The sequence below is a fragment of the Arthrobacter pigmenti genome (assembly GCF_011927905.1).
Taxonomy (GTDB): Bacteria; Actinomycetota; Actinomycetes; order Actinomycetales; family Micrococcaceae; genus Arthrobacter_D; species Arthrobacter_D pigmenti.
Genome location: NZ_JAATJL010000001.1, coordinates 3,196,725 through 3,222,138, shown reverse-complemented (window position 1 = coordinate 3,222,138; position 25,414 = coordinate 3,196,725). Strand labels below are relative to the sequence as shown.

At 65.1% G+C, this 25,414-nt stretch carries 23 protein-coding genes; 9 read left to right on the top strand and 14 right to left on the bottom strand.

What is annotated here, in order from left to right:
• The first annotated feature begins 1 nt into the window (after position 1).
• A complete protein-coding gene (locus tag BJ994_RS15085; RefSeq protein WP_167995250.1) occupies positions 2 to 832 on the top strand; it encodes a DUF1206 domain-containing protein in 831 nt (276 codons plus the stop codon).
• 423 nt (positions 833 to 1,255) lie between these two features.
• Here BJ994_RS15085 and BJ994_RS15075 read toward each other — a convergent pair whose 3' ends face one another.
• The gene (locus tag BJ994_RS15075) at positions 1,256 to 1,825 is read right to left on the bottom strand and encodes a DinB family protein (protein ID WP_167995249.1); all 570 of its coding nucleotides are present in this window, start codon (positions 1,823 to 1,825) and stop codon (positions 1,256 to 1,258) included.
• Positions 1,826 to 1,882: 57 nt separating this feature from the next.
• Between BJ994_RS15075 and BJ994_RS15070 the strand changes: the two genes are divergently transcribed.
• Entirely contained in the window at positions 1,883 to 2,359 is a 477-nt protein-coding gene (locus tag BJ994_RS15070) for a hypothetical protein (RefSeq protein WP_167995248.1), read from the top strand.
• Between the two features lie 6 nt (positions 2,360 to 2,365).
• On the opposite strand, the gene BJ994_RS15065 is transcribed toward BJ994_RS15070, so the two are convergent.
• From BJ994_RS15065 to rhaI, 8 genes are all read right to left on the bottom strand, one after another.
• Positions 2,366 to 2,749: a VOC family protein gene (locus BJ994_RS15065; RefSeq protein ID WP_167995247.1), complete on the bottom strand. Its 384-nt coding sequence runs from the start codon at positions 2,747 to 2,749 to the stop codon at positions 2,366 to 2,368.
• 43 nt (positions 2,750 to 2,792) lie between these two features.
• Positions 2,793 to 3,734, bottom strand: a complete 942-nt coding sequence (locus tag BJ994_RS15060) for a DMT family transporter (RefSeq protein ID WP_342450393.1) — start codon at positions 3,732 to 3,734, stop codon at positions 2,793 to 2,795.
• A gap of 257 nt (positions 3,735 to 3,991) precedes the next feature.
• Positions 3,992 to 4,708 carry a cupin domain-containing protein gene (locus BJ994_RS15055; protein WP_342450392.1) on the bottom strand — a complete coding sequence of 239 codons (717 nt, stop codon included), beginning with the start codon at positions 4,706 to 4,708 and terminating at the stop codon, positions 3,992 to 3,994.
• Positions 4,709 to 4,713: 5 nt separating this feature from the next.
• The gene (locus BJ994_RS15050) at positions 4,714 to 5,619 is read right to left on the bottom strand and encodes a DUF6807 domain-containing protein (protein WP_167995245.1); all 906 of its coding nucleotides are present in this window, start codon (positions 5,617 to 5,619) and stop codon (positions 4,714 to 4,716) included.
• A complete protein-coding gene (locus BJ994_RS15045) occupies positions 5,612 to 6,715 on the bottom strand; it encodes a Gfo/Idh/MocA family oxidoreductase (protein WP_167995244.1) in 1,104 nt (367 codons plus the stop codon). The genes BJ994_RS15050 and BJ994_RS15045 overlap by 8 nt, the downstream gene beginning before the upstream one ends.
• 21 nt (positions 6,716 to 6,736) lie before the next feature.
• The gene (locus BJ994_RS15040; RefSeq protein ID WP_167995243.1) at positions 6,737 to 8,167 is read right to left on the bottom strand and encodes a rhamnulokinase; all 1,431 of its coding nucleotides are present in this window, start codon (positions 8,165 to 8,167) and stop codon (positions 6,737 to 6,739) included.
• A gap of 9 nt (positions 8,168 to 8,176) precedes the next feature.
• Positions 8,177 to 10,216 (bottom strand): bifunctional aldolase/short-chain dehydrogenase, encoded by a 2,040-nt coding sequence (locus BJ994_RS15035; RefSeq protein ID WP_209066909.1) that lies wholly within the window; start codon positions 10,214 to 10,216, stop codon positions 8,177 to 8,179.
• Positions 10,216 to 11,382 carry an L-rhamnose isomerase gene (gene rhaI, locus BJ994_RS15030; protein WP_167995242.1) on the bottom strand — a complete coding sequence of 389 codons (1,167 nt, stop codon included), beginning with the start codon at positions 11,380 to 11,382 and terminating at the stop codon, positions 10,216 to 10,218. Before rhaI ends, BJ994_RS15035 begins: the two co-directional genes overlap by 1 nt.
• Before the next feature lie 303 nt (positions 11,383 to 11,685).
• On the opposite strand from rhaI, the gene BJ994_RS15025 reads away from it, so the two are divergent.
• From BJ994_RS15025 to BJ994_RS15005, 5 genes are all read left to right on the top strand, one after another.
• The gene (locus BJ994_RS15025) at positions 11,686 to 12,684 is read left to right on the top strand and encodes a LacI family DNA-binding transcriptional regulator (RefSeq protein ID WP_167995241.1); all 999 of its coding nucleotides are present in this window, start codon (positions 11,686 to 11,688) and stop codon (positions 12,682 to 12,684) included.
• 240 nt (positions 12,685 to 12,924) lie between these two features.
• The gene (locus BJ994_RS15020) at positions 12,925 to 14,280 is read left to right on the top strand and encodes a reverse transcriptase family protein (RefSeq protein WP_167995240.1); all 1,356 of its coding nucleotides are present in this window, start codon (positions 12,925 to 12,927) and stop codon (positions 14,278 to 14,280) included.
• Positions 14,281 to 14,355: 75 nt separating this feature from the next.
• Complete coding sequence (locus tag BJ994_RS15015; protein ID WP_167995239.1) at positions 14,356 to 14,688, top strand: L-rhamnose mutarotase; 333 nt, start codon at positions 14,356 to 14,358, stop codon at positions 14,686 to 14,688.
• A gap of 102 nt (positions 14,689 to 14,790) precedes the next feature.
• Positions 14,791 to 15,879 carry a Gfo/Idh/MocA family protein gene (locus tag BJ994_RS15010; protein ID WP_167995238.1) on the top strand — a complete coding sequence of 363 codons (1,089 nt, stop codon included), beginning with the start codon at positions 14,791 to 14,793 and terminating at the stop codon, positions 15,877 to 15,879.
• Positions 15,876 to 16,802, top strand: a complete 927-nt coding sequence (locus BJ994_RS15005; RefSeq protein WP_167995237.1) for a glycoside hydrolase family protein — start codon at positions 15,876 to 15,878, stop codon at positions 16,800 to 16,802. The genes BJ994_RS15010 and BJ994_RS15005 overlap by 4 nt, the downstream gene beginning before the upstream one ends.
• 26 nt (positions 16,803 to 16,828) lie before the next feature.
• Here the strand turns inward: BJ994_RS15005 and BJ994_RS15000 are convergent, their stop codons facing one another.
• A complete protein-coding gene (locus tag BJ994_RS15000; RefSeq protein ID WP_167995236.1) occupies positions 16,829 to 17,647 on the bottom strand; it encodes a maleylpyruvate isomerase N-terminal domain-containing protein in 819 nt (272 codons plus the stop codon).
• A complete protein-coding gene (locus BJ994_RS14995; RefSeq protein WP_167995235.1) occupies positions 17,634 to 17,867 on the bottom strand; it encodes a PLDc N-terminal domain-containing protein in 234 nt (77 codons plus the stop codon). The genes BJ994_RS15000 and BJ994_RS14995 overlap by 14 nt, the downstream gene beginning before the upstream one ends.
• Before the next feature lie 309 nt (positions 17,868 to 18,176).
• On the opposite strand from BJ994_RS14995, the gene BJ994_RS14990 reads away from it, so the two are divergent.
• On the top strand, positions 18,177 to 20,741 hold the full coding sequence (locus BJ994_RS14990; RefSeq protein WP_167995234.1) for a rhamnogalacturonan lyase: 2,565 nt from the start codon (positions 18,177 to 18,179) through the stop codon (positions 20,739 to 20,741).
• 114 nt (positions 20,742 to 20,855) lie between these two features.
• Here the strand turns inward: BJ994_RS14990 and BJ994_RS14985 are convergent, their stop codons facing one another.
• The 3 genes from BJ994_RS14985 to BJ994_RS14975 all read right to left on the bottom strand — a co-directional run bounded on the left by BJ994_RS14985 (position 20,856) and on the right by BJ994_RS14975 (position 23,927).
• Entirely contained in the window at positions 20,856 to 21,899 is a 1,044-nt protein-coding gene (locus BJ994_RS14985; RefSeq protein ID WP_167995233.1) for a hypothetical protein, read from the bottom strand.
• Between the two features lie 38 nt (positions 21,900 to 21,937).
• Positions 21,938 to 22,879 carry a glycoside hydrolase family 43 protein gene (locus BJ994_RS14980; RefSeq protein WP_167995232.1) on the bottom strand — a complete coding sequence of 314 codons (942 nt, stop codon included), beginning with the start codon at positions 22,877 to 22,879 and terminating at the stop codon, positions 21,938 to 21,940.
• Positions 22,880 to 22,940: 61 nt separating this feature from the next.
• Complete coding sequence (locus tag BJ994_RS14975) at positions 22,941 to 23,927, bottom strand: acetylxylan esterase (RefSeq protein ID WP_167995231.1); 987 nt, start codon at positions 23,925 to 23,927, stop codon at positions 22,941 to 22,943.
• Between the two features lie 188 nt (positions 23,928 to 24,115).
• On the opposite strand from BJ994_RS14975, the gene BJ994_RS14970 reads away from it, so the two are divergent.
• On the top strand, positions 24,116 to 25,414 hold the full coding sequence (locus tag BJ994_RS14970; RefSeq protein ID WP_167995230.1) for an ABC transporter substrate-binding protein: 1,299 nt from the start codon (positions 24,116 to 24,118) through the stop codon (positions 25,412 to 25,414).

Below are 25,414 nucleotides of genomic sequence, written 5' to 3'. Positions count from 1 at the left end.
GATGTCAACGGGCGAAGACAGCCTGGCCGGCGAAGCCGCTGACGCCGCCGAGGAGGTCTCGGACACCAAGGCGCTCGACGTCGTCGCACGCTTTGGATTCGCCGTCCTTGCGCTGGTTCATGTCCTCATCGGCGTTATAGCGCTGCAGATCGCTTTCGGCGGTGATGGTGAAGCCGAACCGACGGGCGCGCTGGAACAGCTCGCCAGCGGAACTGCAGGACCGTGGACCATGGGCATTTGCGCGATCGGTTGCCTGGGTCTCGCCATCTGGCAGCTCAGCGAAGCAACCCTTCGTGCCCGCCACCTGCCCACCGGGCAGCAGCTATCCAAAACCATTTCGTCCGGATCGCTCAGCATTATCTACGGCAGCGTGGCGTTTACGTTTGCGCGCTTCAGTTTCGGCATCGGCACCGATTCGAGTGAGTCCACCCAGGATTTCACGGCTGCGTATATGGGATCGGCGCTGGGCAACCTCGTGATCATCGCGGTGGGCGGAACAGTGTTCGGCATCGGCGTCTACTTCGTCTTCAAGGGGCTGCTGCGTAAGTTCCGGCCGGAGCTGCGCCACTTCGAGGACACCCGGCGGGGCGCGCTGATCGAGGTGCTCGGTGTTATCGGACACGTGGCGAAGGGTGCCTCCCTTATCTTGGTGGGCATCCTCTTCGTTGCGGCCGTCATCACGCACGACGCCCAGCGCTCCACCGGACTCGATGGAAGCTTGAAGGCGCTCACGGAACACCCGTTCGGTGTCCCGCTCCTCATTGCGATCGCCGTCGGACTCATCTGCTACGGCATCTTCGCGCTGATTCGTGCCAAGTTTGGGCGAATGTAGCTGCAGATTCCCGAGGGGCATGACCGCTTCACCGGAAACAACCTCGAACGCGGCGAGCACGTGGGGCTGATTCCGCTGACTGACGTCTTGGCTTCCGGTGACGAACTCCGGTTGAATCTGCCCGCGCTGTCGTGGGCCGTCGTCGAAATCGAGACCCGGAACATCTGAACCCAGCTACAACCATTTCACCAATACCAGCGGGTTCAACACTCCGGATGAGCACATGTTCACCGTCCTCGCTGACCTCGTATCCAGTGCTGCCCAGGATGGAGCCGAAGTCGTCATACTCCACCCATAGACGAACGGTAGGTGCATCCAGGCCTGCCAAGGTGAGATCGACATCGGTGAGGAACTGTCGAAGTAGCTCAACATCGCCTTTGGCGACATGTTTATATGCGAAGGCTTCCTTTACCGGTTCAGAACTCACTGACCTACCCGGCCGTCGATGCATTCGCGCAACAAGTCGGCGTGCCCGCAGTGCCTGGCATATTCCTCGACCCTGTGGATCAGCAACTCCCTGACGGCAATCCTGTCCTTCCCAACCCGCTCGCCCGGATCAGGGTGCCCGGCCAGCAGGGCGTCAGTTGCTTCCTGCTCGCGGGCGAGGTCGGTGTACGCGGTGTCGACTACCGACTGGTCGGGGATCGCGCCGTCAAAGTCGGCACCGCGCTTGCCGTACAGTTTCGGCAGCGGATCGCCGGAGGTGACCCAGTTGCGCCAGTCGCGTTCCACTTCGGCGAGATGGCGGAGCAGGCCGAGAAGGGACATGGTGGACGGCTGCACGGAGCGGCGAGCGAGCTGTTCCGCGTTCAACCCCTCGCACTTCATTCGCAGGGTCATCCGGTAGTCCGAGAGATAGTCCTGCAGGGTTTCCAGTTCGCCGTCGGGGCTGACGCCGTCGGTGTTGCGGGGGTCCTCATCCGGGTTCACCCACATATCCGGGTAGACGGTCGCCTTGGTCCATCGACTGACTTCGTTACTCACCCTGAACATCCTTACCCACCGATTGCATTCGCGCTAGCCTATGCGCGGGCCAGATACTCTTGTGCCATGCGTAATTCTGGGGGAAATTCACGTCAGCGGTTGGCCGGTGCTGCAGCATTGGCGACGACGGCGCTGCTGCTTAGCTCATGCGGAATGGGCGGCGCCTTCTCGGAGGCCCTGAGCGAGGAACCACAGGAGGTCGTTGCGAGCCCGCGGCAGTCATCGCCTCCGCCGCTGGATCTGGGGCTGGATCCCGCGGACGTCATTCAGCAGGGCAAAGGCGATTCCTCGACCATGGGAACCATAGGGTGGCCCGGGACGGAACTGCCGGTGGGCGAGTACAAGGTTTACGCGCAGTGCCGGGGAACCGAGAGCCTTACGTTCTCCCGCGCCTCGAACGCAGGTAACGAAAGCATGTCCACTCTCACGTGTGGCGGGCCAACCTGGTTCAGCGTTTCAGTGCCGGAGCCGGGCTACTTCGTCTCCTTCAGCGGTAAAACGAATCCCGACATCGAGTACGTCTTCGCCGTGACTAACCCCTGATCGGCCTCATAGCAGCGCGACCCCCGCCTCATCGGCACGCGTGGAAAGCACGCAGAACTCATTCCCCTCGGGATCCTGCAACACAGCCCAGCCCTTATCTCCGTCACGCAAGTCATTGACAATCGTCGCCCTGAGCCCGAGCAGCCGCTCCACCTCCTCATCACGGCTCCGGTCCACGGGCCGGAGGCAGATGTGCATCCGGTTCTTGACAGTCTTCGCCTCGGGCACTTTGAGGAAGAGGAGCCAACGGCCCGCTGGCCCGCGTAGTCCCGCTTCCTCCTCGGTGTTTTCCTCATCCGCCTCGAAATCGTCCAGAACCTGATCCCACCAGGCCACTTGCGACAGGGGATCATGTGCGTCTATGCAGAAATTAGCTGTTCGAGATGCCATAACCAGACCTTGGCACGCGCCGCCGACATTTCCAAGGGTCCATTCACGGTAGGTGCTGCAGATCGCCCGATGCCCGCGGGTTCGGCATCCGGGTCCGGCGCAACGGGACGGTGAGGACGGCCAGGCTCGCTATCACCAGCCCCACGCCCACCCAGCCTGCCGCGGGCAGCCGTTCACCCACAATGACGACGGCGAGCAGTGCCGCCACCACCGGCTCCCCCAGTGAGAGGGTGGTCGCCGTGCTTGCAGTGACGCGCGCAAGTCCCAGCCCGAAGAGCACGTACCCGAGGAACATCGGCACGATGGCCATGTACGCGCCAACCGCGACGTTCGTCCAGGACGCAAGCAACGGCCCACCGGTTGCCAGGAGGACCGGCATCAGCAGGAGGCCACCGAGCCCGAAGATCGCTCCCATCGCAGCCCGCGACGGCACACCGCCCTGCATGGTCCTATGCGCGGCCCACGAATACAGCGCATAGGTCACCCCGGCAAGCAGACCGAGCAGAATCCCGACGGCGGTGCTCCCGCCGTCCTGCGCTTCGCCGCCCGGTTCCGTGGCGGACAGCAGGACCACACCCGCTAGCCCGACGGCGGCACCCAGCATCCAGCGCCGCGTGAGCCGGTGCCGGTCGACAACCCGCTCGATGACCGCAGAGGCGAGAGGTGCTGAGCCGATCGAGACAACTGTCCCCACAGCCACTCCGGCCAGACGCATGGAACTGTAGAACGCGAGCGGGTAGACAGCGACCGAGAGGGCGCCGACCAGGATCGACGGCCACCGTCGTCGTAATTCGAAGCGGGCATGTGCCAGGGCAGGGGCTGCAATTGCCGCCTGCAGCAGGCCGCCGATTCCCATGGCGGCGGCGCCGATAGCGAGGGGTCCGACGTCGGACGCGAAGGTAGCCACCGTGCCCGTGGTCCCCCACAGCGCCGAGGCAGCCAGCACGAACAGTGCGCCGATACCGGCGCCGGAGTGCCGGCTCACGCTGGGGTTGAAACGTTCACGGTGCGCATGGTGCAAGCCTATCGACGAGCCTGAGCCCAAACGCGCCGACAATGTGCAGGATTCGCGGAAAGACCCCACGATCGTGGCAATAATCGGCGCGTTTGCGGAAGGCCGGGACGCTAGCCGCCCAGGTTCGTTGGCTCACCTTCGTTGGCTCACCGCAAACGGGGCTGGGCTGATGATACCGATCCTGCAGGGAGGCCGCGGATCCGTTGATCAGGTGCAACCGGGCCGTCTCAGCGCTGCGAAGCGTCCCAGATCCCCAGCCGCCCGCACATCCCGAACGCCCGCGGTTCCGGACGTGGAACAGCACGGACGACGGCGGCATCGCCCAGGTGCGACGCGTCGCCGTCACCAAGGGCGGCCAACTGCGAACGCGTGGCCTCCACGTCCGCCAACACAGTCTCACTCCACAGCCGCGACCACTCCTCCACACGCGGCTGAACCAGCGCGGCCGCAGCGGTGTAGAAGTCCTCCAACGGCCTCCGGTCTCCCGCGGAAAGCGCGGACAGCAGCTCTGAGTACCCCTCAATCGCAAGATCACGACGACGCCGGGCCGCTGCAGCCCGCTCGGCCTCCGACCCGTCGGGAAGGGTAGCCGCAGCACGGTACCGCTCCGGATCCGACACGACTGAAAGCGGGAACGTCATCACCGCATCCCCGGCTTCAGGCAGCCCGGAGTTCTGCATCACCGTAAGGATGTGCAGGTCGCCGGAGTTGATCAGCCGGTGCACCGTGCCCGGACTGAACCACAGCACCGAACCGGCCGAAAGCACATCCCGCGCATAACCGGCCGAGGACAGCGTATGCACCTCACCCGATCCGCCGACCACCACGTACCCCTCGTTGGACACCGTATGCAGGTGCGGTGTGCCGCCGTGGTGCCCGTCGTCGGTCTCCCACTCGTACACGCGCAGGTCGCTGATCCCCACCGAACCAGGGAAAAGAGGCACGGAACTCACAGTGAGGCCGCCTTCGCGATCCGCTCGACGTCGTCCCGCCCACAGATCCGGTCCACGAACACGTACCGGTGCTGCAACCGCAACGTTTCCCCGGGCGCCAGGGAAATTTCCTCATCAAACGAAGGTGAGGGCGCCAAAGCCGCGAACGGCTCGCTGCGGACGAACCACTTCAGCGGAACCGACGACGACGACGTCCCCGCCATCGCCACGATAGTGGCACCGCCGTCGAGCTCGTCATGCTCGCCTGCCAGCGCAATCCACGGGGTGGAAGCGCCCATCATGTCCTCGCCCTCGGCGCCGTCCGGCCCCAGAATGGAGCACCCGGTCCAGCTGCGCGGCCCGCGCCAGAAGAGGCCGGTGTAGCCGGCGTTCGGCCGGCCGTGGGTGGTCGGGCTCCCGAGGTCGAGCGAGCGGCCGGAAACGTTGGTGAGCTCGGTGGAGAAGTCCAACTGCCAGGACTGCTCCTGCACATCAACGCCGGAGAAGACCGTTGAGCGCTCCTCGGAAAGCCAGCGCTCGCCCGCGGAGTTGCGCCAGGTCAGGGTTTCGCCAAGAGTGACCCGGCCCGGAGCGGCAAGCGCAGCGGTGAACTGCTCGTGCTCGATGGACCCGAGGTTGTCCCGCCACTGGTAATCCGTTTCCGGTGAGAACGTCGGCCCGCCCCAGAAGTTCTGCCCGGAAACGTGCGACCACGTCATCTGCAGACCCTTGTGCCAGCGGTGATCCCACGGCCGGAACCCGGTCAGCGGCGCACCGCTCAGCGTACGCAACGGATGCAGGTACGGCTTCGGGGCCTCGGAACGGGTTGCGGCGGGAAGAAACACGTAGGTCGCCAGGTCAACGGGGCCGCAGGAGATCACGAGCTCGTTATTGGCGGGCCGCCGGACGGACAGCTCAGACATCAGCGGACTCCTTCGATCGAACACCGTTCATGGACCAGTAGAACGGATTATCCGGTGTGAGTTCGCTACGACGCACGCGCCGACCGGTGAACGCCGACTGGTACAACCCCGCCACCAGCTCAAGCACCCTCCGCCCGTCATGCCCCGAGGCTGCCGGGCGCTCGCCGCGTTCGAGCGAACCGACAAGCTCCTCCAATTGCACGGCGTGCGAACTCGCGAGGTTCTGCGTCGGCGCCCATGCGGAGGCCACGGCCGCGTCGACGTGCGGTGCCGGCGTCCATTTCCAGTGCGAATTGTCATACCCGTAGAGGTGCTCAACCTCCACGGTGGCGTCGGCGAAGTCGAAGCGCAGGTAGCTCGTTTCCCGCGGCGAGAGCACACTGTTCACGATGGACACGATGGCGCCGCTCTCGAAGGTCACGTGCGCAAAGGACACGTCTTCGGTCTCAACGCTATGGTGCAACGTTGCCATGGTGGCGCTGATCTCGGTCCAGTCGCCCAGCAGCGAGAGCAGCAGATCCATCTGGTGAATGCCGTGGCCCATCGCCGGTCCACCACCTTCGGTCTCCCACTTGCCGCGCCACTCGACGTCGTAATAGGCGGTATCGCGGTACCAGAGCGTGTGGCAGATACCCACCAGCGGCGCCCCCAATTCACCCGCAGCGATCTGGGCCCGGAGCTGCTGCGCCGCAGAGCCGAATCGGTGTTGGAAGACGTAGGACGCGTATGGCCCGCCGGACCCCTCATGTTCGACGATGGCGTCATATTCAGCCAGGGACAGAGTCGGCGGTTTCTCACACCAGACCGAGGCACCGGCGTCGAGCGAGCGGATGACGGCGTCGGCGTGGGACCCAGGGGGAGTGCACACCACCACGAGATCCGGCCGCACCTCCGCCAGCATGTCGGCCACAGAGGAGTACGACGACGGCGCGCCCCACTCAGCCGCGACCTCGGCGGCCCGCGAGGCGTCCATGTCCACGATCGCCGCAATTTCGACCCGGTTCCCAAGGCCCCGCAAGCCGGGCAGATGCTGCCCCTGCGCGATCCCTCCGGCTCCGACGACGGCGACGCGGATGGGTTTGGAACGATCTGCCACTGGGGAATCCTCTTCTTTGAGTTAGATGCTGCTCAGGGTCTTGCTGGGTTCGTAGGTGTGAGTCTGCGCGGTGCTGCGGACGGCGGCGCGGATGTCGGTGAGGGTTGCATTGGAACCGAGTGCGCCGTCGGCCCGTGCCTGAACCAGCACGTTCCCGAGTGCGGTTGCTTCAACGGGTCCGGCGGCCACCGGCAGCCCACTTGCATCAGCGGTGAGCTGGCACAGCAGCCGGTTCTGCGAACCGCCACCGACAATATGCACCACGTCGGTCGCCCGCCCACTCAGCTCGGCTGCCTGCGCGAGGGTGCGGGCGTACACCTGGGCGAGGCTGTCCAGGATGCAGCGTACGACGGCGGCGGGAGACTCCAGCGCGGCGCCCGCTGCGTCGCGAATGCGGTGCGGCATGTCGTCCGGGGCGATGAAGTCGTCGGAGTCGGCGTCGATCAGGGGCCCGCCGGCGGGTAGTGCGGAAGCTTCTGCGAGGACCTCTTCGAGGGTCACCGCAGAGCCCCATTCCCGGAGGCACTCCTGCAAGAGCCACAGCCCACCGCAGTTGCGCAGGTAGCGGATGGTCCCGTCAACGCCTCGCTCGTTGGTGAAGTTCGCCTGCCGGCTCGCTTCGGTACGGATCGGTTCAGACAGTTCGACGCCCACCAAGGACCAGGTGCCGGAAGAGATGTAGGCAAAACGTGCGTCAGCCGCCGGAACTGCCGCAACCGCCGACGCCGTGTCGTGCGACCCGACGGCTACCACCCTCGTGTCCGCCGGAAGGCCGGTCTTCCCGGCGATCGCCGGGAGCAGGGTTCCGAGGGCTTCGCCGGGTTGGATCAGTTCGGGGAAGATGTCCTGCGGGATGTCCAGGGCGTCGAACAGCCCGGCGGCAAAGCGGCCCGTGGCAGCGTCCAGCACCCCGGTGGTCGATGCGTTGGTCGCCTCGCAGCGCCGCTGGCCGGTGAGCCAGTATCCGAGCAAATCGGGAATCAGCAGCGCCTGCGTGCCCTCGAGCGACGGCTCAGCGGCCAATTGATAAACGGTATTGAACGGCAGGAACTGCAGTCCCGTGGTCGCATAAAGCCGCTCGAACGGGACCTTTCCATGTACGGCGTCCACAACGGAGGCCGTGCGGGAGTCCCGGTAGCTGTGCGGCTGGGAGGCGAGGCCGCCGTCGTCGTACACCAGGCCGTAATCCACAGCCCAGGTGTCGACGCCGATGCTCGCGATCCGCTCGCCGGTCGCCGCGGTCCGCTCGGCAGCGAGGGCGAGCCCGTGCAGCACCTGCTTGAACAGGTCCTCCACATTCCAACGCAGGGCGCCGTCGATCTCCTGTACCCCGTTCGGGAAGCGGTGGACGATTTCCAGCGACGGGCCGTCAGCACCCATCCGGCCGAGAATCACCCGGCCGGATGAAGCCCCAATGTCGATCGCCGCGTAAACCGCGGGCTTTGCGTTCATCGCCGGAACTTAGCGGAGGAACGCGGCGGCGACGCCGGCGTCGACTGGGACGTGCAGTCCGGTGGTGTGCGAGAGCTCGGCGGAGGTGAGTACGACGGCGGCATTCGCCACATGTTCGGGCAGTACCTCGCGCTTGAGGAGGGTGCGCTGGGCGTAGTACTCGCCGAGCTTCTCTTCGTCCACACCGTAGACCGCGGCGCGTTTGGCGCCCCAGCCGCCGGCGAAGATACCGGAGCCGCGGACAACGCCGTCGGGGTTGATGCCGTTGACGCGCACGCCGTGCTCGCCAAGTTCAGCCGCAAGCAGGCGCACCTGATGCGCCTGATCGGCTTTGGTGGCGGAGTAGGCGATGTTGTTCGGGCCCGCGAAAACAGAGTTCTTGGAGGAGATGTAGATGATGTCGCCGCCCATTTCCTGGTCGATCAGGACCTTCGCGGCGGCCTTCGAGACCAGAAAGGATCCCTTTGCCATGACGTTGTGCTGCAGGTCCCAGTCCTTTTCGGAGGTTTCCAGCAGCGGCTTGGAGATCGAGAGGCCGGCGTTGTTGACCACGAGGTCCAGCCCGCCGAAAGCAAGCACCGCGGCGTCGACTGCCTGCTGTACTTGCGCGGGGTCGGTGACGTCGGCCTGGACGCCGATAGCGACGTCGGAACCGCCCAGTTCATCAGCGACTTTTTCGGCACTCTCCAGATTCAGGTCAGCGATGACCACGCACGCGCCTTCCGCGGCGAGGCGGGTGGCGATGGCCTTGCCGATGCCCGACGCCGCACCCGTGACCAGCGCGATGCGGGTGGCGTGGGACTTGGGCTTGGGCATCCGTGCGAGTTTGGCCTCCTCCAAAGCCCAATACTCGATGCGGAACTTCTCCGACTCGTCGATGGGTGCGTAGGTGGAAATCGCCTCGGCTCCGCGCATCACGTTGATCGCGTTGATGTAGAACTCACCGGCCACACGGGCGGTCTGCTTGTTCGCACCGTAGGAGAACATGCCGACGCCGGGAACCAGAACAATCGCCGGGTCAGCCCCGCGCATAGCCGGGGACTCCCCATCGGCGTGGCGCTCGTAATACGCCTGGTAGTCCTGACGGTACTCCTTATGGAGTTCCTTCAGACGTTTGATGGAGTCCTCGATGGACGCGCCCGCCGGCAGGTCAAGGACCAGCGGTTTGACCTTGGTGCGCAGGAAGTGATCCGGGCAGGACGTCCCCAAAGCCGCCAGGCGCGGGTGCTCCGAAGCGCTCAGGAAACCCAGGACGGCGTCGTCGTCCGAGTAATGCCCAACCTGCGCCCGGTCCGTCGAGGCAAGCCCGCGGATAACCGGCGCAAGGGCTGCCGCCTTGGCACGGCGCTCCTCGACGGACAGCGGCGCATAACCGTCCAGCGGCTCCCCGAAGGGGTTCGGGGCGCCGTTCTCGGCGATGTACCGCTCAGCGGTCTCGATCATCCACAGCGAGTTGTCTTCCGCCTCCTCGGAGGTATCGCCCCACGCGGTGATGCCGTGACCGCCGAGGATCGTGCCGACGGCCTGCGGGTTCTCGGCCTTGATCGCGGCGATGTCCAGGCCGAGCTGGAAGCCGGGACGCCGCCAGGGAACCCACACCACCTTGTCACCGAAAATCTTCCCGGTGAGTGCTTCGCCGTCGACCGCCGTCGCGATCGCGATACCCGAGTCCGGGTGCAGATGGTCCACGTGTGCGGCGTCGACCAGGCCGTGCATGGCCGTGTCGATCGAGGGGGCCGCGCCACCCTTGCCGTGCAGCGTGTAATCAAACGCGGCAACCATTTCGTCCTCGCGGTCCACGCCCGGATAAACGTTGGTCAGTGCGCGGAGCCGGTCGAGGCGGAGGACAGCGAGGCCCTGCTCCTTGAGCGTGCCAAGGTCCCCGCCGGAGCCCTTGACCCACAGGAGCTCGACGTTCTCGCCCGTCACCGGGTCAGTGTCCGTGCCCTTCGCAGACGTGTTACCGCCCGCGTAATTCGTGTTCCGCTTATCCGCGCCAAGCCGGTTGGAGCGCTCAATGAGGTCCTGAACTGTCTGGTTCGTCATCATTACGCGCCCCATCCTGCCTGCTGACCGCCTTCGCGGTCGGCGTTGATTGTTCCCTGGTATCCGCCGGCTGCGTAGGCGGCCATGGGGTCCGCGGGGAGTCCGCGGGATTCCCGCCACTCGGCGAGCCCTAAGCGGACGTCGGTGTAGAAGGCGTCCATGAAGACGGCATGCGCGCCGAGCACGTCGCCTGATTCCTGGGCTCTGGTCAGCGCGTCCCGGTCAACGAGGAGTGCGCGGGCGGTCATCTCCTGAACGTTCATGACCGAGCGGATCTGGCCCGGGATCTTCTCTTCGAGGTTGTGGCACTGGTCCAGCATGAGGGCAACGTTGCTTGCCGGGTCGAGTGCGCCGCCACGGGCCACCTCGTACATGATGCGGAAGAGCTGGAATGGATCTGCGGCGCCGACAATGAGATCGTCGTCGGCGTAGAAACGCGAGTTGAAGTCGAAGGAACCAAGCTTCCCGAGGCGGATCAGCTGCGCAACGATGAACTCGATGTTGGTGCCGGGAGCGTGGTGGCCGGTGTCGAGGCAGACCATGGCCTTCTCGCCGAGGGCAAGCGTGTGGGCGTAGGAGGTACCCCAGTCCGGAACGTCCGTGTGATAGAACGCCGGCTCGAAGAACTTGTACTCGAGGACCATGCGCTGGTCATCGCCGAGGCGCTCGTAGACCTTTTGCAGGGAGTCATGCAGCCAGTCCTGGCGTGAGCGCATGTCACCCTGGCCGGGGTAGTTGGTGCCGTCCGCCAGCCAGATCTTCAGGTCCTGGGAACCGGTGACGTTCATGATGTCAATGCACTCGTACATGTGGTCCAGTGCCTTGTTCCGCACAGCGGCATCGCTGTGGGTCAGGGAGCCGAACTTGTAGATATCGTCCTGGAACGTGTTGCTGTTGATCGTGCCGAGTGTGACGCCCAATTCCTGGGCGAATCCGGAAAGCTCGGAGTAGTTCTCGACCTTGTCCCAGGGGATGTGGAGGGCGACGGTGGGCGCCAACCCGGTCAGCTCATTGACCTTGGCTGCGTCAGCGATCTTCTCCTGCACAGTCCGCGGAGTCCCGGGCGTCTGGAACACCTTGAACCGCGTACCGGAATTACCGTACGCCCACGACGGCACCTCGATCGCGAGGTTCTCCAGAACCGGCGCTATGCGGCTTAGGTCCACCATTGCTCTTTCTCCACATCTGCCGCGGCTGGCATCCGGGCCGGCGCGTCGTCGTCGTCGTTCTTGGTTGTCCGCATCGACTCTCCTCAAATGGGCCTTCTGAACCCGCTTCCGGTAGTTATAAGGCCCATTTAGGGAGAGTCGATGCAGTGGATCGAATTTGAATCGATTCATTGGTTCGTTTCAAAGGTATCCTTGCCCTTGAGGAGTGTCAAGCAATTAGCAAAGGGCTGTACATTTCTGAACACTATGAGGTAGCTGCACGCAGTTGCAGGCAGAATGCAGTAAACGGATGGGGTTCCTTAGATGGTCAGTATCAAAGACGTTGCAGACCAGGCGCAGGTGGCAGTGGGCACGGTGTCTAACGTGCTCAACAACCCGGACCGGGTGGCGGAGAAGACGCGCGAACGCGTGCTCAGCGTCATTTCGGAACTCGGGTTTGTGAGGAACGACGCCGCGCGGCAGCTTCGTGCAGGCCTCAGCCGGACTATCGGGCTCATCGTGCTCGACGTGAGCAACCCCTTCTTCTCCTCGCTCGCCCGGGCGGCGGAGGATCGCGCTGCGGAGTCGGACAGCACGGTCCTGCTGGGGGACAGCGGCCACGACGCCGTCCGTGAAGGCCGCTATCTGGACGTCTTTGAGCAGCAGCGCGTGCGGGGTGTGCTTATCTCGCCGGTCGGGAACATCGACTCACGGCTTGAGCAACTCCGCGCACACGGCGTGCCCGTTGTCCTCGTTGACCGGACAGATCCGCAGCGGCGGGTCAGTTCCGTGTCGGTGGACGACGTGGCCGGCGGATACCTGGCCGTGAAGCACATGCTGACGCGTGGTCGCCGGCGCATCGCCTTTGTTGGTGCAACCACCGATATCCAGCAGGTTGCGGACCGCCTCGCCGGTGCGCAGCAGGCCGTGGATGAACACCCCGAGGCTGAGCTCGAAGTGGTCGAAGCCGCTGCAATGACGGTCCTTGCCGGCCGCGCCGCCGGTGAACTCCTCGCCGAACGTGGAAGGGACGGCCTGCCGGACGGCATCTTCTGCGCCAATGACCTCCTCGCCATCGGCGTGATGCAGGCAGTGCTGCTGATCCGCGGTCTTAGCATTCCGGAGGACCTGGCGCTGATCGGCTACGACGACATTGACTTCGCCCAGTCCGCGGTCGTCCCGCTGTCCACGGTGCGCCGCCCCACCGAACTAATGGGACGCACCGCCATCGAACTCCTGCTTGAGGCCATCGACCAGAAGACGCACGAGAGCCGCCAGGTGATCTTTCAGCCCGAACTCGTGAGCCGAGGCAGCACGCTCTAAAACAGCACGAGGGTTTCGATGCAGGACGCAATCCGTTAGCGTGAGCCTGGGCGGTGGCCCTGGACGAGGCGGATGGTGCACGCGATGTTCCATCCTCTCCGGGGCTACCCCGGGGGACGCAGATAGACCTCACACAGAGCGCCTCAGGTGCGACGCTGCGCTTCGCGCAGTCAGGCACCCGAACGGACAGGCAGGTCGTCCGGGGTCACCGTCCGTACACGGGGGAGCGAGGGGGACATCATGACGACGACGACGCCGGGCGCGCGCGTCCTCGCCCGGACGCCCCACCCCAGCCCGGTTGCGATCGCAACCGCGCTCGCCCACGCGTTCCTCGCGACGGATGACTGGTCGAAGAACGGCCTCCTGGCGGCCGGCGCCGAGGTACTCGGCGCACGCCGGCGCTGGTTGGGGCCGGTGGCCGCGGAAGTGCTTCGGTTCTACCGGCAACCGCCGGTTGACGCGCCCCGGGAACTGGCCGCCGTCGTCGTACTCAATGACGCCTTCCGGGCTGCGGTTGCCCGGGCGAAGAAAAACGGCGTCCCGATTCGGATTGCGCACTTCGCACCAACCCCGGTTCGGGCGCCGCGTGGCCTGAATGATCTTTCCGACCTCGCCCGGCTGCTTCGCCTGCCTGCGGGTGAGCTCGATTGGTTCGCGGACACCCGGCACTGGAACCGTCGCGCCCACTCGAAACGGTTGCAGCATTACCGGTACGAATGGCGGTCCCGGCCGGGCAGGATGCCACGACTGCTGGAAGTCCCGCGGCCGAGGCTCCGCGAGCTCCAGCGCACTGTGCACCGCGAGATCCTTGCAGGGCTCCGCGTCCACAGCGCGGCGCACGGCTTCGTGTCAGGCAGGAGTGCCGCAACCGGCGCCCGCTTCCATGAGGGCGCCAGGGTTGTGATCAACCTGGACCTGGCGACATTCTTCACGCGGGTGCGCGCCGGACGGGTGTATGGCATCTTCCGCCGGGCCGGGTTCGCTGAACCCGTGGCCCACGCGCTGACCGGGCTCTGCACGCATTCGGTGCCGTCAGGAATCGCGCGCAATGCGCCCGCCGGAGGAACTGCGGGCGAATGGTTCGAACTCCGCCGGGCACTTGTACTTCCGCACCTTCCCCAGGGGGCGCCGTCGTCGCCTGCGCTTGCCAACCTCGCTGTGCGGAGGCTGGACTTCCGGCTGGAAGGCTGGGCCACCGCGGCCGGCGCGGTGTACACCCGCTACGCCGACGACCTCGCGTTCAGCGGCGGTGACCAACTGGCGCGCCGGGCGGATGCGTTTGTACGCGGCGCTACGCGGATCATCGAAGCGGAAGGCCACCTGGTGAATGCTCACAAGACGCGGGTCCGTGGTTCGAGCGTGCGCCAGACGGTCACCGGAATCGTGGTCAACGAACGCGCCAACGCGAGCCGTCCGGAGTACGAACGGTTGAAGGCAATCCTGCACAACTGCGTGCGGCACGGACCGGAGTCCCAGAACCGCTCGGGCCATCACGACTTCCGCGCGCATCTCCTCGGCCGGGTTGCCTGGATGGAGTTGCTCAATCCGGCACGGGGGTTGAAGCTGCGGGAGAGCTTCGACCGCATCGAGTGGTGAAATTTGCTGTGTGTCACCTGAAATCACCGGTGGTAGCATGAAACGATTCAGTATGAGAACTCGAACAGGAGAATCATGGAACGCGTCTGCTTCCAGCTGCAGGTGAAGCCCGACCGCCTTGAGGAGTACAAGGAACGTCATGCAGCGGTCTGGCCGGACATGGTGCAGGCCCTCAAAGAGACCGGATGGAACAACTACTCACTCTTCCTCCGGCCTGATGGCCTGTTGATCGGCTACGTGGAATCCGAGGACTTCGCCGCAGCCCAGCAAGCCATGGCCGGGACAGACGTGAATGCGCGCTGGCAGGCGGAGATGGGCGAGTTCTTCGTCGAACTGGCCGGACGTCCGGACGAAGGGTTCCTGCAACTCGAAGAGGTTTTTCACCTCGAGGACCAGCTTCCGCGCTGACCGCCTGCGCAAACCCGTTGACTCTGTGCGGGATGCGCGGCCTCGAAACCGCGTACTCTGCAGCAAGTCAACGGATCTATCCGGAACCCACAAGGAGCACCGATGACAACCACCCTCCGCGCCGCAATTCTCGGAACCGGTGCCGTGGCGCACCTGCACGCCGAGGCTTTGGCCGAGCTCGACGGCGTCACGCTCGTTGCCGCCGCGGACCCCAGCGAGGAACGGGTCCGGGACTTCAATGCCCGGCACGGCGTTCCGGCCGGGTACGCCACCTTGGAGGAGTTGCTCGCGTCGGAGGATGTCGACGTCGTGCACGTCTGCACCCCGCCTGCAGGGCACGCGGGTCAGACCAGGGCAGCGTTCGACGCCGGCGCCCACGCGATCGTTGAGAAGCCGCCGGCACTTTCGCTCGCTGAAGTGGACGAGATGCAACAGGCGGCGGATAGGGCGGGCCGCCAGTTCGCCGTCGTTTTCCAGCAGCGCACGGGCACCGCGGCCAAACACATTCGTGAACTGCTGAGCTCAGGAGAGCTGGGTCGGCCGCTGACCGCGGTCTGCCACACGCACTGGTACCGCGGCTCCGAGTATTACGACGTGCCCTGGCGCGGAACTTGGGAGAGCGAGGGCGGCGGGACCACGCTGAGCCACGGCATTCACCAGATCGATCTGCTGGCGTACCTGTTGGGGGATTGGGCTTCGGTATCGGGACAGTTGTTCCGGCTGGATCGCGACGTGGAAACGGAAGATACCTCGTGCGGCGTCGTCGTGTTCGAAAGCGGGGCTGTGGCGTCTGTGCTGACTACGGTGCTGGCACCCCGCGAGTCGAGCCTGATCCGCATCGATACCGAGCACGCCACCATCGAACTCGAGCACCTCTATGGGCACAACCATGCGAGCTGGAAGGTGACCCCGGCGCGGCACATCGACGCCGGGCAGTCGGCAGGGTGGGCGCTTCCGGACATTGAGGTACCCAGCGGTCATGCGGCGTTGCTGGGCGAGGTGTACGCGGCGCTGTTGAGCGGATCCGACGTGCCCGCCGTTGCCGCGGCTCCTACTCGCGCGATCGAGATTGTCGCTGCCCTGTACGCCTCCGCCGGCAGAGGGGCCCCGGTTCAGCGCGCCGAGTTGACCGATCCGAAGTTCCGTGGCGGTATGCGCGTACCGGTGACGGACCTGCGGCCCTCGCGTTGAGCGCGCCGCTCCTCGCCGATCCGCTCGGCGGGCCCACGGACCCCACGGTCATCCGCAACGAGCAGACCGGCCAGTGGTGGATGTTCTACACCCAGCGCCGTTCTTCCGATACAGGCGAGGGCGTGGCGTGGGTGCACGGGTCGCGGATCGGGATGGCAGTGTCCGACGACGGCGCCCGCTGGGAATACCGCGGCGTCGCCAAGGGGCTCGACCCGGTCAACGAGCACGGCCCGAACACGCACTGGGCGCCCGAGGTTGCCTGGGACGGTTCGCAGTACCACATGTACCTCACCTGGATTCGGGGTATTCCGTCCACGTGGGCGGGTCACGAGCGGCGAATCGCCCATCTGGTGGGTCCTGATCTTGAGCGATGGTCGCATCAGGGCTTCCTGGAACTAAGTTCGCGATACGTGATCGACGCCGCCGTCGCCCGGACACCCGATGGCCTGCTGCGCCTCTGGTACAAGGACGAGGCCGACGAGTCCACCACGTGGTCCGCCGTCAGCACCGACTGGCACACCTGGACGGTCGAGGGGCAGGCCATCGGGGGCGCGCCTCACGAGGGGCCGAACGTCTTCGAGCTCGACGGCTGGTTCTGGATGATCGTGGACGAGTGGCGCGGGCAGCGGGTCTACCGGTCCGACGACGGCGTCAACTGGTCCGCGCAGGGCCTCATCCTTGATTCGCCCGGGTCCCACCCGGAGGATCGGCAGGTGGGCCGGCATGCCGACGTCGTCGTTCTGGGGGATCAAGCTGTCGCCTTCTACTTCACCCACCCGGAGTGGGACGGAAGTAACGACGTCGAGCAGCAGGCAGGCGCGCTGCGGCGGTCAGCGGTGCATCGTGCGCGGCTGCGGGTCGACGACGACGGCTTGCTGCGTTGCGATCGGAACGTGCCGGCGGATGAGCCGTTCATTTTCTGAGCGCGGTTCCACCCGGGGACGCACGCTCAGACGATGATTCCCCTCATCCCGAGCAAGCCAGCGGCCAGGCGGGTGTCGCCGCTGATGGTGACGGCGCCGTCGTCGTACTTTGCTCCCGTCAGCAGGCGCCACGCGGTATCGGACGCGACAGCGAAAGATGCGGCGGGCTCGACGACGGGACCTGCGTTCAGCTCCCACCGCCCGCTTTCGTGGACGCGCTCGAGGTGCCAGCTGTGGACGAGACCGAGGTCGACGTTGATCCGGCTCCCGACTGGCGCGGGCCTCCGGAACTGGTGAGGCAGGGCCCAGACGAACGTCTCAAGCACGAGCGGCAGATACCTCTCCGCGTAGTCGCCCACCTTCCCGACGGCCTCGCGGATCTGCATCTGATGCACCCACCGCTCAGTCAGGTCCTGTGCGATGTCGAACCATTCGGGAACGCTGTCGCCGGCCCAGATAACGCCACCCTCGGCGGTGAGATCGAGGGTGGCCCACCACCGGTCCATCTCTTCACCGGAGAACTTCAGCAGGTCAATGATGACCCGCGGGCTCAGTCCCCAGGCGCCCGAAATCCACCGTTGGTTCTTGGCGTCAAGTGCGTCGACGAAGGTTCGGTATTCCTCAACCTCCAGCTGGCCGCTGGTATCACCGTCACGCAAGCGGGACAGCCAGCCGAGGTCGTCATCCAGCAGGTGGAGGACCACGGCCTTGACGTTCCACTCCGCGGCGGCGGTCGGCAGCAGCCACTCGTCAGCGGTGAGTTCCGATAGCAGCTCGAGCAGTTCCCGGCGCTCCTGCGTCAGCTGCGGGCGCACGTCCCGCGGCTCGAGGTCACGCAGTTGCATTATGCCGTTGGGTTCCGGTCCGCCGGCCGACGAGCAGCCACAGCACCGAGCCGACAATCGGCGCGAAGATGATCACCAGCAGCCACAGCAGGCGCTGGACCGGCGTGTAGTTGCGGTTGCGGGCAAGCGAGACGACGGTGGCGATCGCCAGCACGACAAGGAGCAGGCCGATTGCCGTGACGGTCAGTTCCCAGTGCGTCGGGACAAGCGGATTAGTCATTGGTTCCCCTTTTGGTTCGCGTCCAGCTTAGGCGAGCGGCGCCGTCGTGCTGGTGCATCCGGCAGGTTCGATCAACGTCCAGCCGACCCATACCGGACACGAAGCGTGCAGACCGGATATGAACACGACCAACCTGGACACGAGCCGGACCAGGCTGGACGCAGGTGAGGGAAATTGCGCTCACCTGCGTCTGATCTTCTCCATCTGCACCAACGCGGGCCACGAAAGAAAGTACGCCGCGCACCCTTGACCAGCTTCCGCCACTTCGCCTAGCGTAGAGAAAGCGCTTTCCGTTGAAAGGATTCAAAGATGAACTCGCGCTTTCGCATCGCACCTATACCCGCAACGCTGGCTCTCAGCGCAGCCCTGATCGCCGGGGGTGGCGGCCTTCCCGCTGCCGCAGCTCCGGCCCCGGATGCCCAACCCGGCATTCAGCTCGAACACCTCGACCGCGGCCTTGTAGCCGCTAACACCCCCGAGGGCATCTTCCTCAGCTGGCGGCTCCTGGCCACCGAGGTGACCGGAGCCTCCGAAACCGGCCAGACCGGCGCTGACTTCGCCGTCTACCGCAACGGCGAGAAGATCGCCACGGTCACCGACAGCACCAACTACCTCGACCCGGACGCAACGGAAGGTGCAACCTACTCAGTTGCCGCCGTCGTCGACGGCGTTGAACTGCAGCCCAGCGAAGAAGTGAGCCCGTGGTCGCAGAACTACACGGACATTCCGCTGCAGAAGCCGGCCGACGGCGTGACACCGGCCGGCGAAAGCTACACCTATGCAGCCAGCGACATGAGCATCGGTGACGCGGATGGCGACGGCGACTACGAGTACGTCGTGAAGTGGGAGCCGTCCAACTCCAAGGACGTTTCGCAGGTCGGCTACACCGGCAACACGTACATCGATACCTACACGATGGACGGGACGCTGCTGCACCGCATCGACCTCGGCGTGAACATCCGCTCCGGCGCGCACTATACGCAGTTCATGGTCTACGATTTCGACGGCGACGGCCGCACCGAGATGATGATGAAGACCGCGCCGGGCACCACGGTCACCACCTACACGGACGGCGTCGCGGGGGAGCCCGAGTACATCACCCTCCCGAAGGATGACCGCAAGGCCGGCTACAGCAACGAGGACGACTACCGGCTCTCGGCCGAGGGCTATTACGAGCACGTCCTCGACATGTTCGCCGGCTGGCACGAGCATCCCGAGGTTGTCGCCGGCAAGTGGCCCGCCACGCTCGAGGAAGCATTCGGTATCGAACAGCGCTACGAGTACCCGCTCTCCGACGCCGATGCCCGCGCCATGACCGACTACTTCATGGACGTCTACGCACCTTCGCGGAGTACCCGCAACAACCTCCGGGCGTTCGAGGGCTTCATCCTCAGCGGGCCCGAGTACCTGACCGTGTTCGACGGCGCCACCGGCGAGGAGCTCCAGACCGTTGACTATGAGCCGGGCCGGCACGACGACGGCCTCATGTGGGGCGACTACGCCATGTCCCGCATCGAGCCGGGCAACCGCGTGGACCGTTTCCTCGCCGGCGTCGCGTACCTGGACGGACAGCGTCCCTCGGCGGTCTTCGCCCGCGGCTACTACACGCGCTCCACGATTGCCGCCTACAACTGGGACGGCAAGAACCTGACCCAGGACTGGTTCGTGGACAGCGGCTGGACGCCGATGACGAACCCATTCAATGACGGTCCGCACGGCCGCCTCGGGACCGACCCGGAGTTCGGGTCCATCACCACGCAGGGTTTCCATTCGCTCAGCGCGGCGGACGTGGACAATGACGGCCGCCAGGAGATCGTGTACGGCTCGGCGACAATCGACGACGACGGCTCCCTGCTTTACAGCTCGTTCGACACCATGCCGGAAGGCAGCGCAACGCCGGGTGTCGAAGCCGGACTCGGTCACGGTGACGCAATGCACGTGACGGACATCGACCCGAACCGCCCGGGTCAGGAAATCTGGACCGTTCATGAGGGCGGCGCGTACGCACCCTACGGTTCGGCGATGCGCGATGCTGCTACCGGCGAAGTGCTCTTCGGCGCCTACTCCGGCCGGGATACCGGCCGCGGCATGATCGGCGACGTCCGCTCCGACGTCGAAGGCATTGAGGTGTGGGCGAGCATGCCGAACGGCACCCTCGGCTCAGGCCTGTTGAGCTCCGACGGCGAGCCGCTGGAATCCCGCACGCCGGGAACCAACCAGAGCATCAAATGGGCGGCGGATATGACCACGCAGATCGTCAACGGTTCCGGCAATGCGACGCCGACCATCGACGACTGGACCCGCGGCCGCCTGCTCACCGCCGAAGGAACGCGCACCAACAACGGCACCAAGGGCAACCCCGCCCTGGTCGCGGACGCGCTCGGTGACTGGCGTGAGGAACTGTTTGTGCGCACGGCAGACAGCTCCGCCATCCGGGTGTACCTGAGCACCGAGGTTACCGGGCACAAGCTCACGACGCTGATGCACGATCCGCAGTACCGCGTGGAGGTCGCCCGCCAGAACACCTCCTACAACCAGCCGTCCTACACGAGCTACTACTTCGCCTCGGACATGAACTTCTCGGAGGTCCCAGTACCTGACGCGTGGACGCCTGGCATTGTTGCTGATCTGCAGGCAACGCTGGAGGGCTTCATCGCCAGCGGGGACGTCGATGGGCCGGTCGCCAGGCAGTTGGAGGCTTCCCTCGACCAAGCGCAGCGTGCAGTGGAAGAGGGTAACTTCCAGGGCGTCGGCAAGGCGATGGACAAGTTCGTGAAGTTCCTGAACCAGGGCAAGAGGCCCGACGTCGTTTCGGACAATGCCCGCGCCGCTCTTGAGCACTGTGCAGGGACGATCCTCGGGATGGTCCGGTAGCCCCAGCGGACCCATAACGGAGCAACCCGGACACGAAGTAGAGCAATCCGGACAAAAGGGAGAGGAATTTCGCACCCGATTGTCCGGATTGCTCTACGTTTCACGACGTCGAGGCTAAACGTCGTTGCGCGTGAAAGCGGCGGCGCGGACGACGTCGTCGTTCTCCAACCCCGCACCCAGTGCGCCACCCACGGTCGCGAGCGCCGCGGTGAGCAGGCTCAGCTGCGCGTACTCGGTCAGGCCCACAGGTGCCCCGACGACGGCGGCGAACACCCCGGCGTCGACCAACAGCAACGCCGCTGCGAATGAGAGGACGAACAGTGCGGCGAAAAAGGTCATGACTCCGATCACCACGGTCGCCGTCGTGGCGAGGTTGAACAGGGCCACCTGCTCGCGCTCGAGGCGCCGCCGCGGACGCTCCCACAGGTCCGCGCCGATCATCAGGGTGAGCGTCACGGCACCGACGGCAAGAACGGTGAGCAGGATGAGCCGAAGTGGTGCGTACGCTGTCGCGAGCACCCAGAGGTCCGACGTAGCCAGCGTCACCACCCCCGCCGCCGCTGCCGCTGTGAGCGCCCGGGAAAGGGTGACGGCGAGCCGCCAGGGCCGGTTCGCGAGGATCAGCCCAAGAAGTACCCGGGCGTTTCCGGCTACCACCCTTCCGGTGAACTGGATGGCGTTCTCGTCGGTGTGGTCGGGCAGGTCATCGGCCATTTCCCGGGCGCGGCGGGCGCGGTCCTCGGCGTCGTCGTCGTCATTCCACCCGACCAGGGGCCCGATCAACCGCACTATCGCGTCCGATAGTGTCTCGCGGCGGCCCACAGCCCGAAGCGCCGGGAGCGCCACCAGTCCCACCTTGTGGACCGGGCTGATCTGGGTGAGCACAGGCTTCCGCCCGCTGCGGAGCGCCAGCTCACTGACGACGATGGCGAGATCCCAATCCTCATCCAGCAGGCGGTCTCGGGCTGTCTCCAGCAGGTCCGACGGCGCCCGGCCGTCCAGCGTCTCGACCACGACGACCACGCGCCACGCGACGCCCGGGTGCGACTCGGCAAGCAGTCCCGGCAGGGCGTCGCCCAGCTCCTGCGAGGAGGCCGGCTCAAATGACGGAGGAACGACGACGCCGAGGGTCAGGAGGGGCGGGGAAGTATCGGACACGGCTCAATGATCGCTGTCCGCGGGGTCCATATGAAAATTCACACGGCCAACAGCATGGCGCGCTCCGCAGACGTAATCGGCAGGAGCGATCCGTGCCGTGCGCCTTCCGGGAGTCGGGCGTCGGCCACCGGCTCCCACGCACCGGTGCCCGGGGCTTCGGACTGGAACGCGACATACCCGCGCCCGCCGAACTCGTCGATGATGAGGTAGCTCTTTTGTCCATCCGGAGAGTTGACGGCGATCGGCCCCTCACCCTGGGCCAGATGCGTCGAGCCGACCCCTTCCGCGACCAACGTGAAATTCTCGGCCAGCATCCCGTCCCGGCTTGCCTCCTCGAAGATGTGCTTCCCCATCAAGGCGCCAGCCGATTGCGGCCGCTCGTCCTTGGTGAAGCGGTAAGTGACGCCGTCGCGTTCCAGGAACGTCGTGTCGATGACCGAGTGGCCAGGGTCGAGGTAGACCTCCGGATCGGAGAAGGAACGAAAGTCCTTCGTGAAGCAGCGCAGTACCCGGAGGTGGGCTGAGGCTCCCGTCCGCTCCTCGCCGTAGAGCGGTGATGACCAGAACACCACATAGGCACCCCGGTCCCGGTCGAGAAAGGCTTCCGGCGCCCAGGCGCATCCCGCGTTCGACGGCGCGATCTCAACCAGACGCGGCTCGCTCCAGGACACCAGATCAGGCGAGTCCCAAATGACCACAGATCGGCTGCCGTAGCGCGTGGCGCGCTCCCAGTCGCCGTCGTTATGGATGCTCAGGTCCGTTCCGATGAGGTGGAAGCCCGCAGCCAGCTCATTGCGCACCAGGAACGGGTCCCGCACTCCGCCGGTACCCAGCGTCGACTGAAGCACCGGTTTCCCGCCGGCCAGTGGCGTAAACGACAACGGGGCGTCTTCGCTGCTCACCGCGAAGTGAACTTGTTCGGCATCCGGAGAATCCTCGCCGGCAAAGTATGCGAACAGGTAGGCAGGGTACTTGGGCATTGTTGGTCCTAAGCGAAACTTTTCGTCCGGCGATATCGGTGGTGATGCGGCAGCAGTGCTGTCAGGCTCCCGAGAAAACCTCGCGCTGGAACCGGATGTGCTCCGCGGCCTGGGCGGCTCCGCCGTTCTCGTGACCGTTGTAGGGAAAGACGTTCATGGACTTTGGTCCCGCGTAGTGGTTGTAGGCGGCATAGACGCACGACGGCGGGCAGACGTCGTCGAGCAGGCCCACCGAGAACAGCGCCGGCATGGTGACCCGGGCGGCGAAGTTAACGCCGTCGAAATAGCCCAGCGTGTGGAAGATTTCATCCTCGCGGCCCCGCTGGATGCCGAGGTAACGCACCAGCTCGCCGTAAGGTGCGGTGTTCACAATTTCGGTTGCGCGGCGGACGTGCGAAAGGAACGGCACATCGACGATGGCGGCCAACGGCGCATGCTCAAGGACGGTGGGGGAGAGCGCCGCGGACGCCAGCGCAATGGCTCCGCCTTGACTGCCGCCGGAAAGAAGCACGCGAGAAGCATCCACGAATGGGTGAGCCTGCGCCGCCTCCACCGCGCGCACAGCATCGGTGAACAACCGCCGGTAATAGTAGGTCTCCGGCGAATCGATCCCCAGCGTCAGGTGACCGCCGAAGTGAGGCCCGCCCACGCCCGGGTCAGGAGTATCACCGCTGCGATGTCCTGCACCCTGCCCGCGCAGGTCCATCACAAAATGCGCGACGCCGGTACTTGGGATGGCGGTCCACTCGCCCAGGAGGCTGCGTCCTCCGCCGTAGCCGATGTAGGTGACGACGACGGGAAGCGGGCCCTTGGCAGAACGCGGACGAAGCATCCATCCCTTGATCGGGTGGCCACCATAGCCGGCGAACGTCACGTCTTCGGTAACGAGTTCGGTGTAACCGGCGTCGACCTCCTCGAAGCGGGCGTCCAGGCTGAAGGAAGCTGCCTCGGCCAGGGTCTTCTCCCAGAACGCATCGAAGTCCAGGGGCTCGGTGCGTTCCGGAACGTATTGCTGAAGCTGCTCAAGCGGGAGGTCGAACTGCGGCATCGGGGCAAAATCCTTTGCTCAAGTAGGTCTCGGAAGTATCACGGATCACAGTATTCTAGAACTAGGCCTTGCGTATTGAGACGATTCAATTTACAGTCTAGGGAGAGCGCTTTCCGTGAGGTACACCACAGTACCAGCGGAACCAAAGAGCTTCACCTCATATCTGAGCCGTTCCCAGGAGGACAAAGATGTTCAAGAAACTCTCACGACGCGCCGGCTCCGGCGTAGCGGTCACCGTCGCGGCAGCCCTGATGCTGACGGCGTGTGGCGGCAATGGTGGTGGCGATGCCGGAGGCACTCCGGATCCGAACGAGGAAGTAACCCTCAACTTCACCTGGTGGGGTAACGAGGACCGCGCGGAGCGCTACAACGAAGCGATCGCGCTGTTCGAAGACGCGAACCCCAACATTGACGTCAACGGCACCTTCATGGACTTCCCCGCCTACTGGGAGAAGCGCCAGACAGAGGCAGCAGGCGGCGGTCTTCCCGATGTCATGCAGTTCGACTACAGCTACCTGCGCCAGTATGGCCAGAACGGGCTGCTGCTGGATCTCACGGAGTACGTCGGCAACGGCCTGACCACCGACACCATTGACGAGACACTGCTGGCTACCGGCAAGCTCGAGGACCAGACCCTCGCCGTTCCCACCGGCTACAACGCGTGGTCGCTGTTCGAGAACCCTGCGGTTATCGAACAGGCTGGTGTTGAAGGCTATGAGGGCGGCACGTCGTGGGATGACTACGACGCCTACATGACCAGCGTCACCGAAGCTTCGGGCGGCGAAGTCTGGGGCGGGACCGATTACACCGGGCGTATCCAGAATTTCGAATTGCAGCTCCGCCAGCAGGGCCGTGAACTGTTCACTGAAGAGGGTGAGCTGAACTTCACGCAGGAAGAGCTCGCTGAATTCTGGAGCAGTGCACAGGACCTCCGCGAGAATGCGACCATCCCGGCGCGCAAGCTTGAAGAAGTCAATCCGAAGTCAGGCTTTGGCGCCAATCTCACCGCAAGCGAGATGACCTGGTCCAACTTCATGGGCGGTTACCTGGCTGACACGGGCGCTGAGGACCTGACCATTCTGGCTCCGCCCACCAGCGACCCCTCGGTCAAGGACCTGTATCAGAAGCCTTCAATGCTGCACGCGGTTGGCGCTCAAACCGAGCACCCTGAAGCAGCGGTAGCATTCATCGAATTCCTGATCAACAGCCCCGAGGTTGGCGAGATCTTCGGCGCGACGTTGGGTGTCCCTGCATCGGAGACCGCTCTTGAAGGTGCTGCGCTCGAAGGCCCGGAACTGGAAGTCAAGGAATACCTCGATTCCGTTGCTGACCGCATCGGCGATCCGCCGGCAGCACCGGTTGTTGGCTACGGCGCCTTGGAAAATACGTTCCTGACCCTGGGAACCTCGATTGGCCTGGATGCCATCTCTCCTGAGGATGCAGCACAGCAGTTCTTCGATGAGGCTGCCGTTACGCTCGGCCGCTGA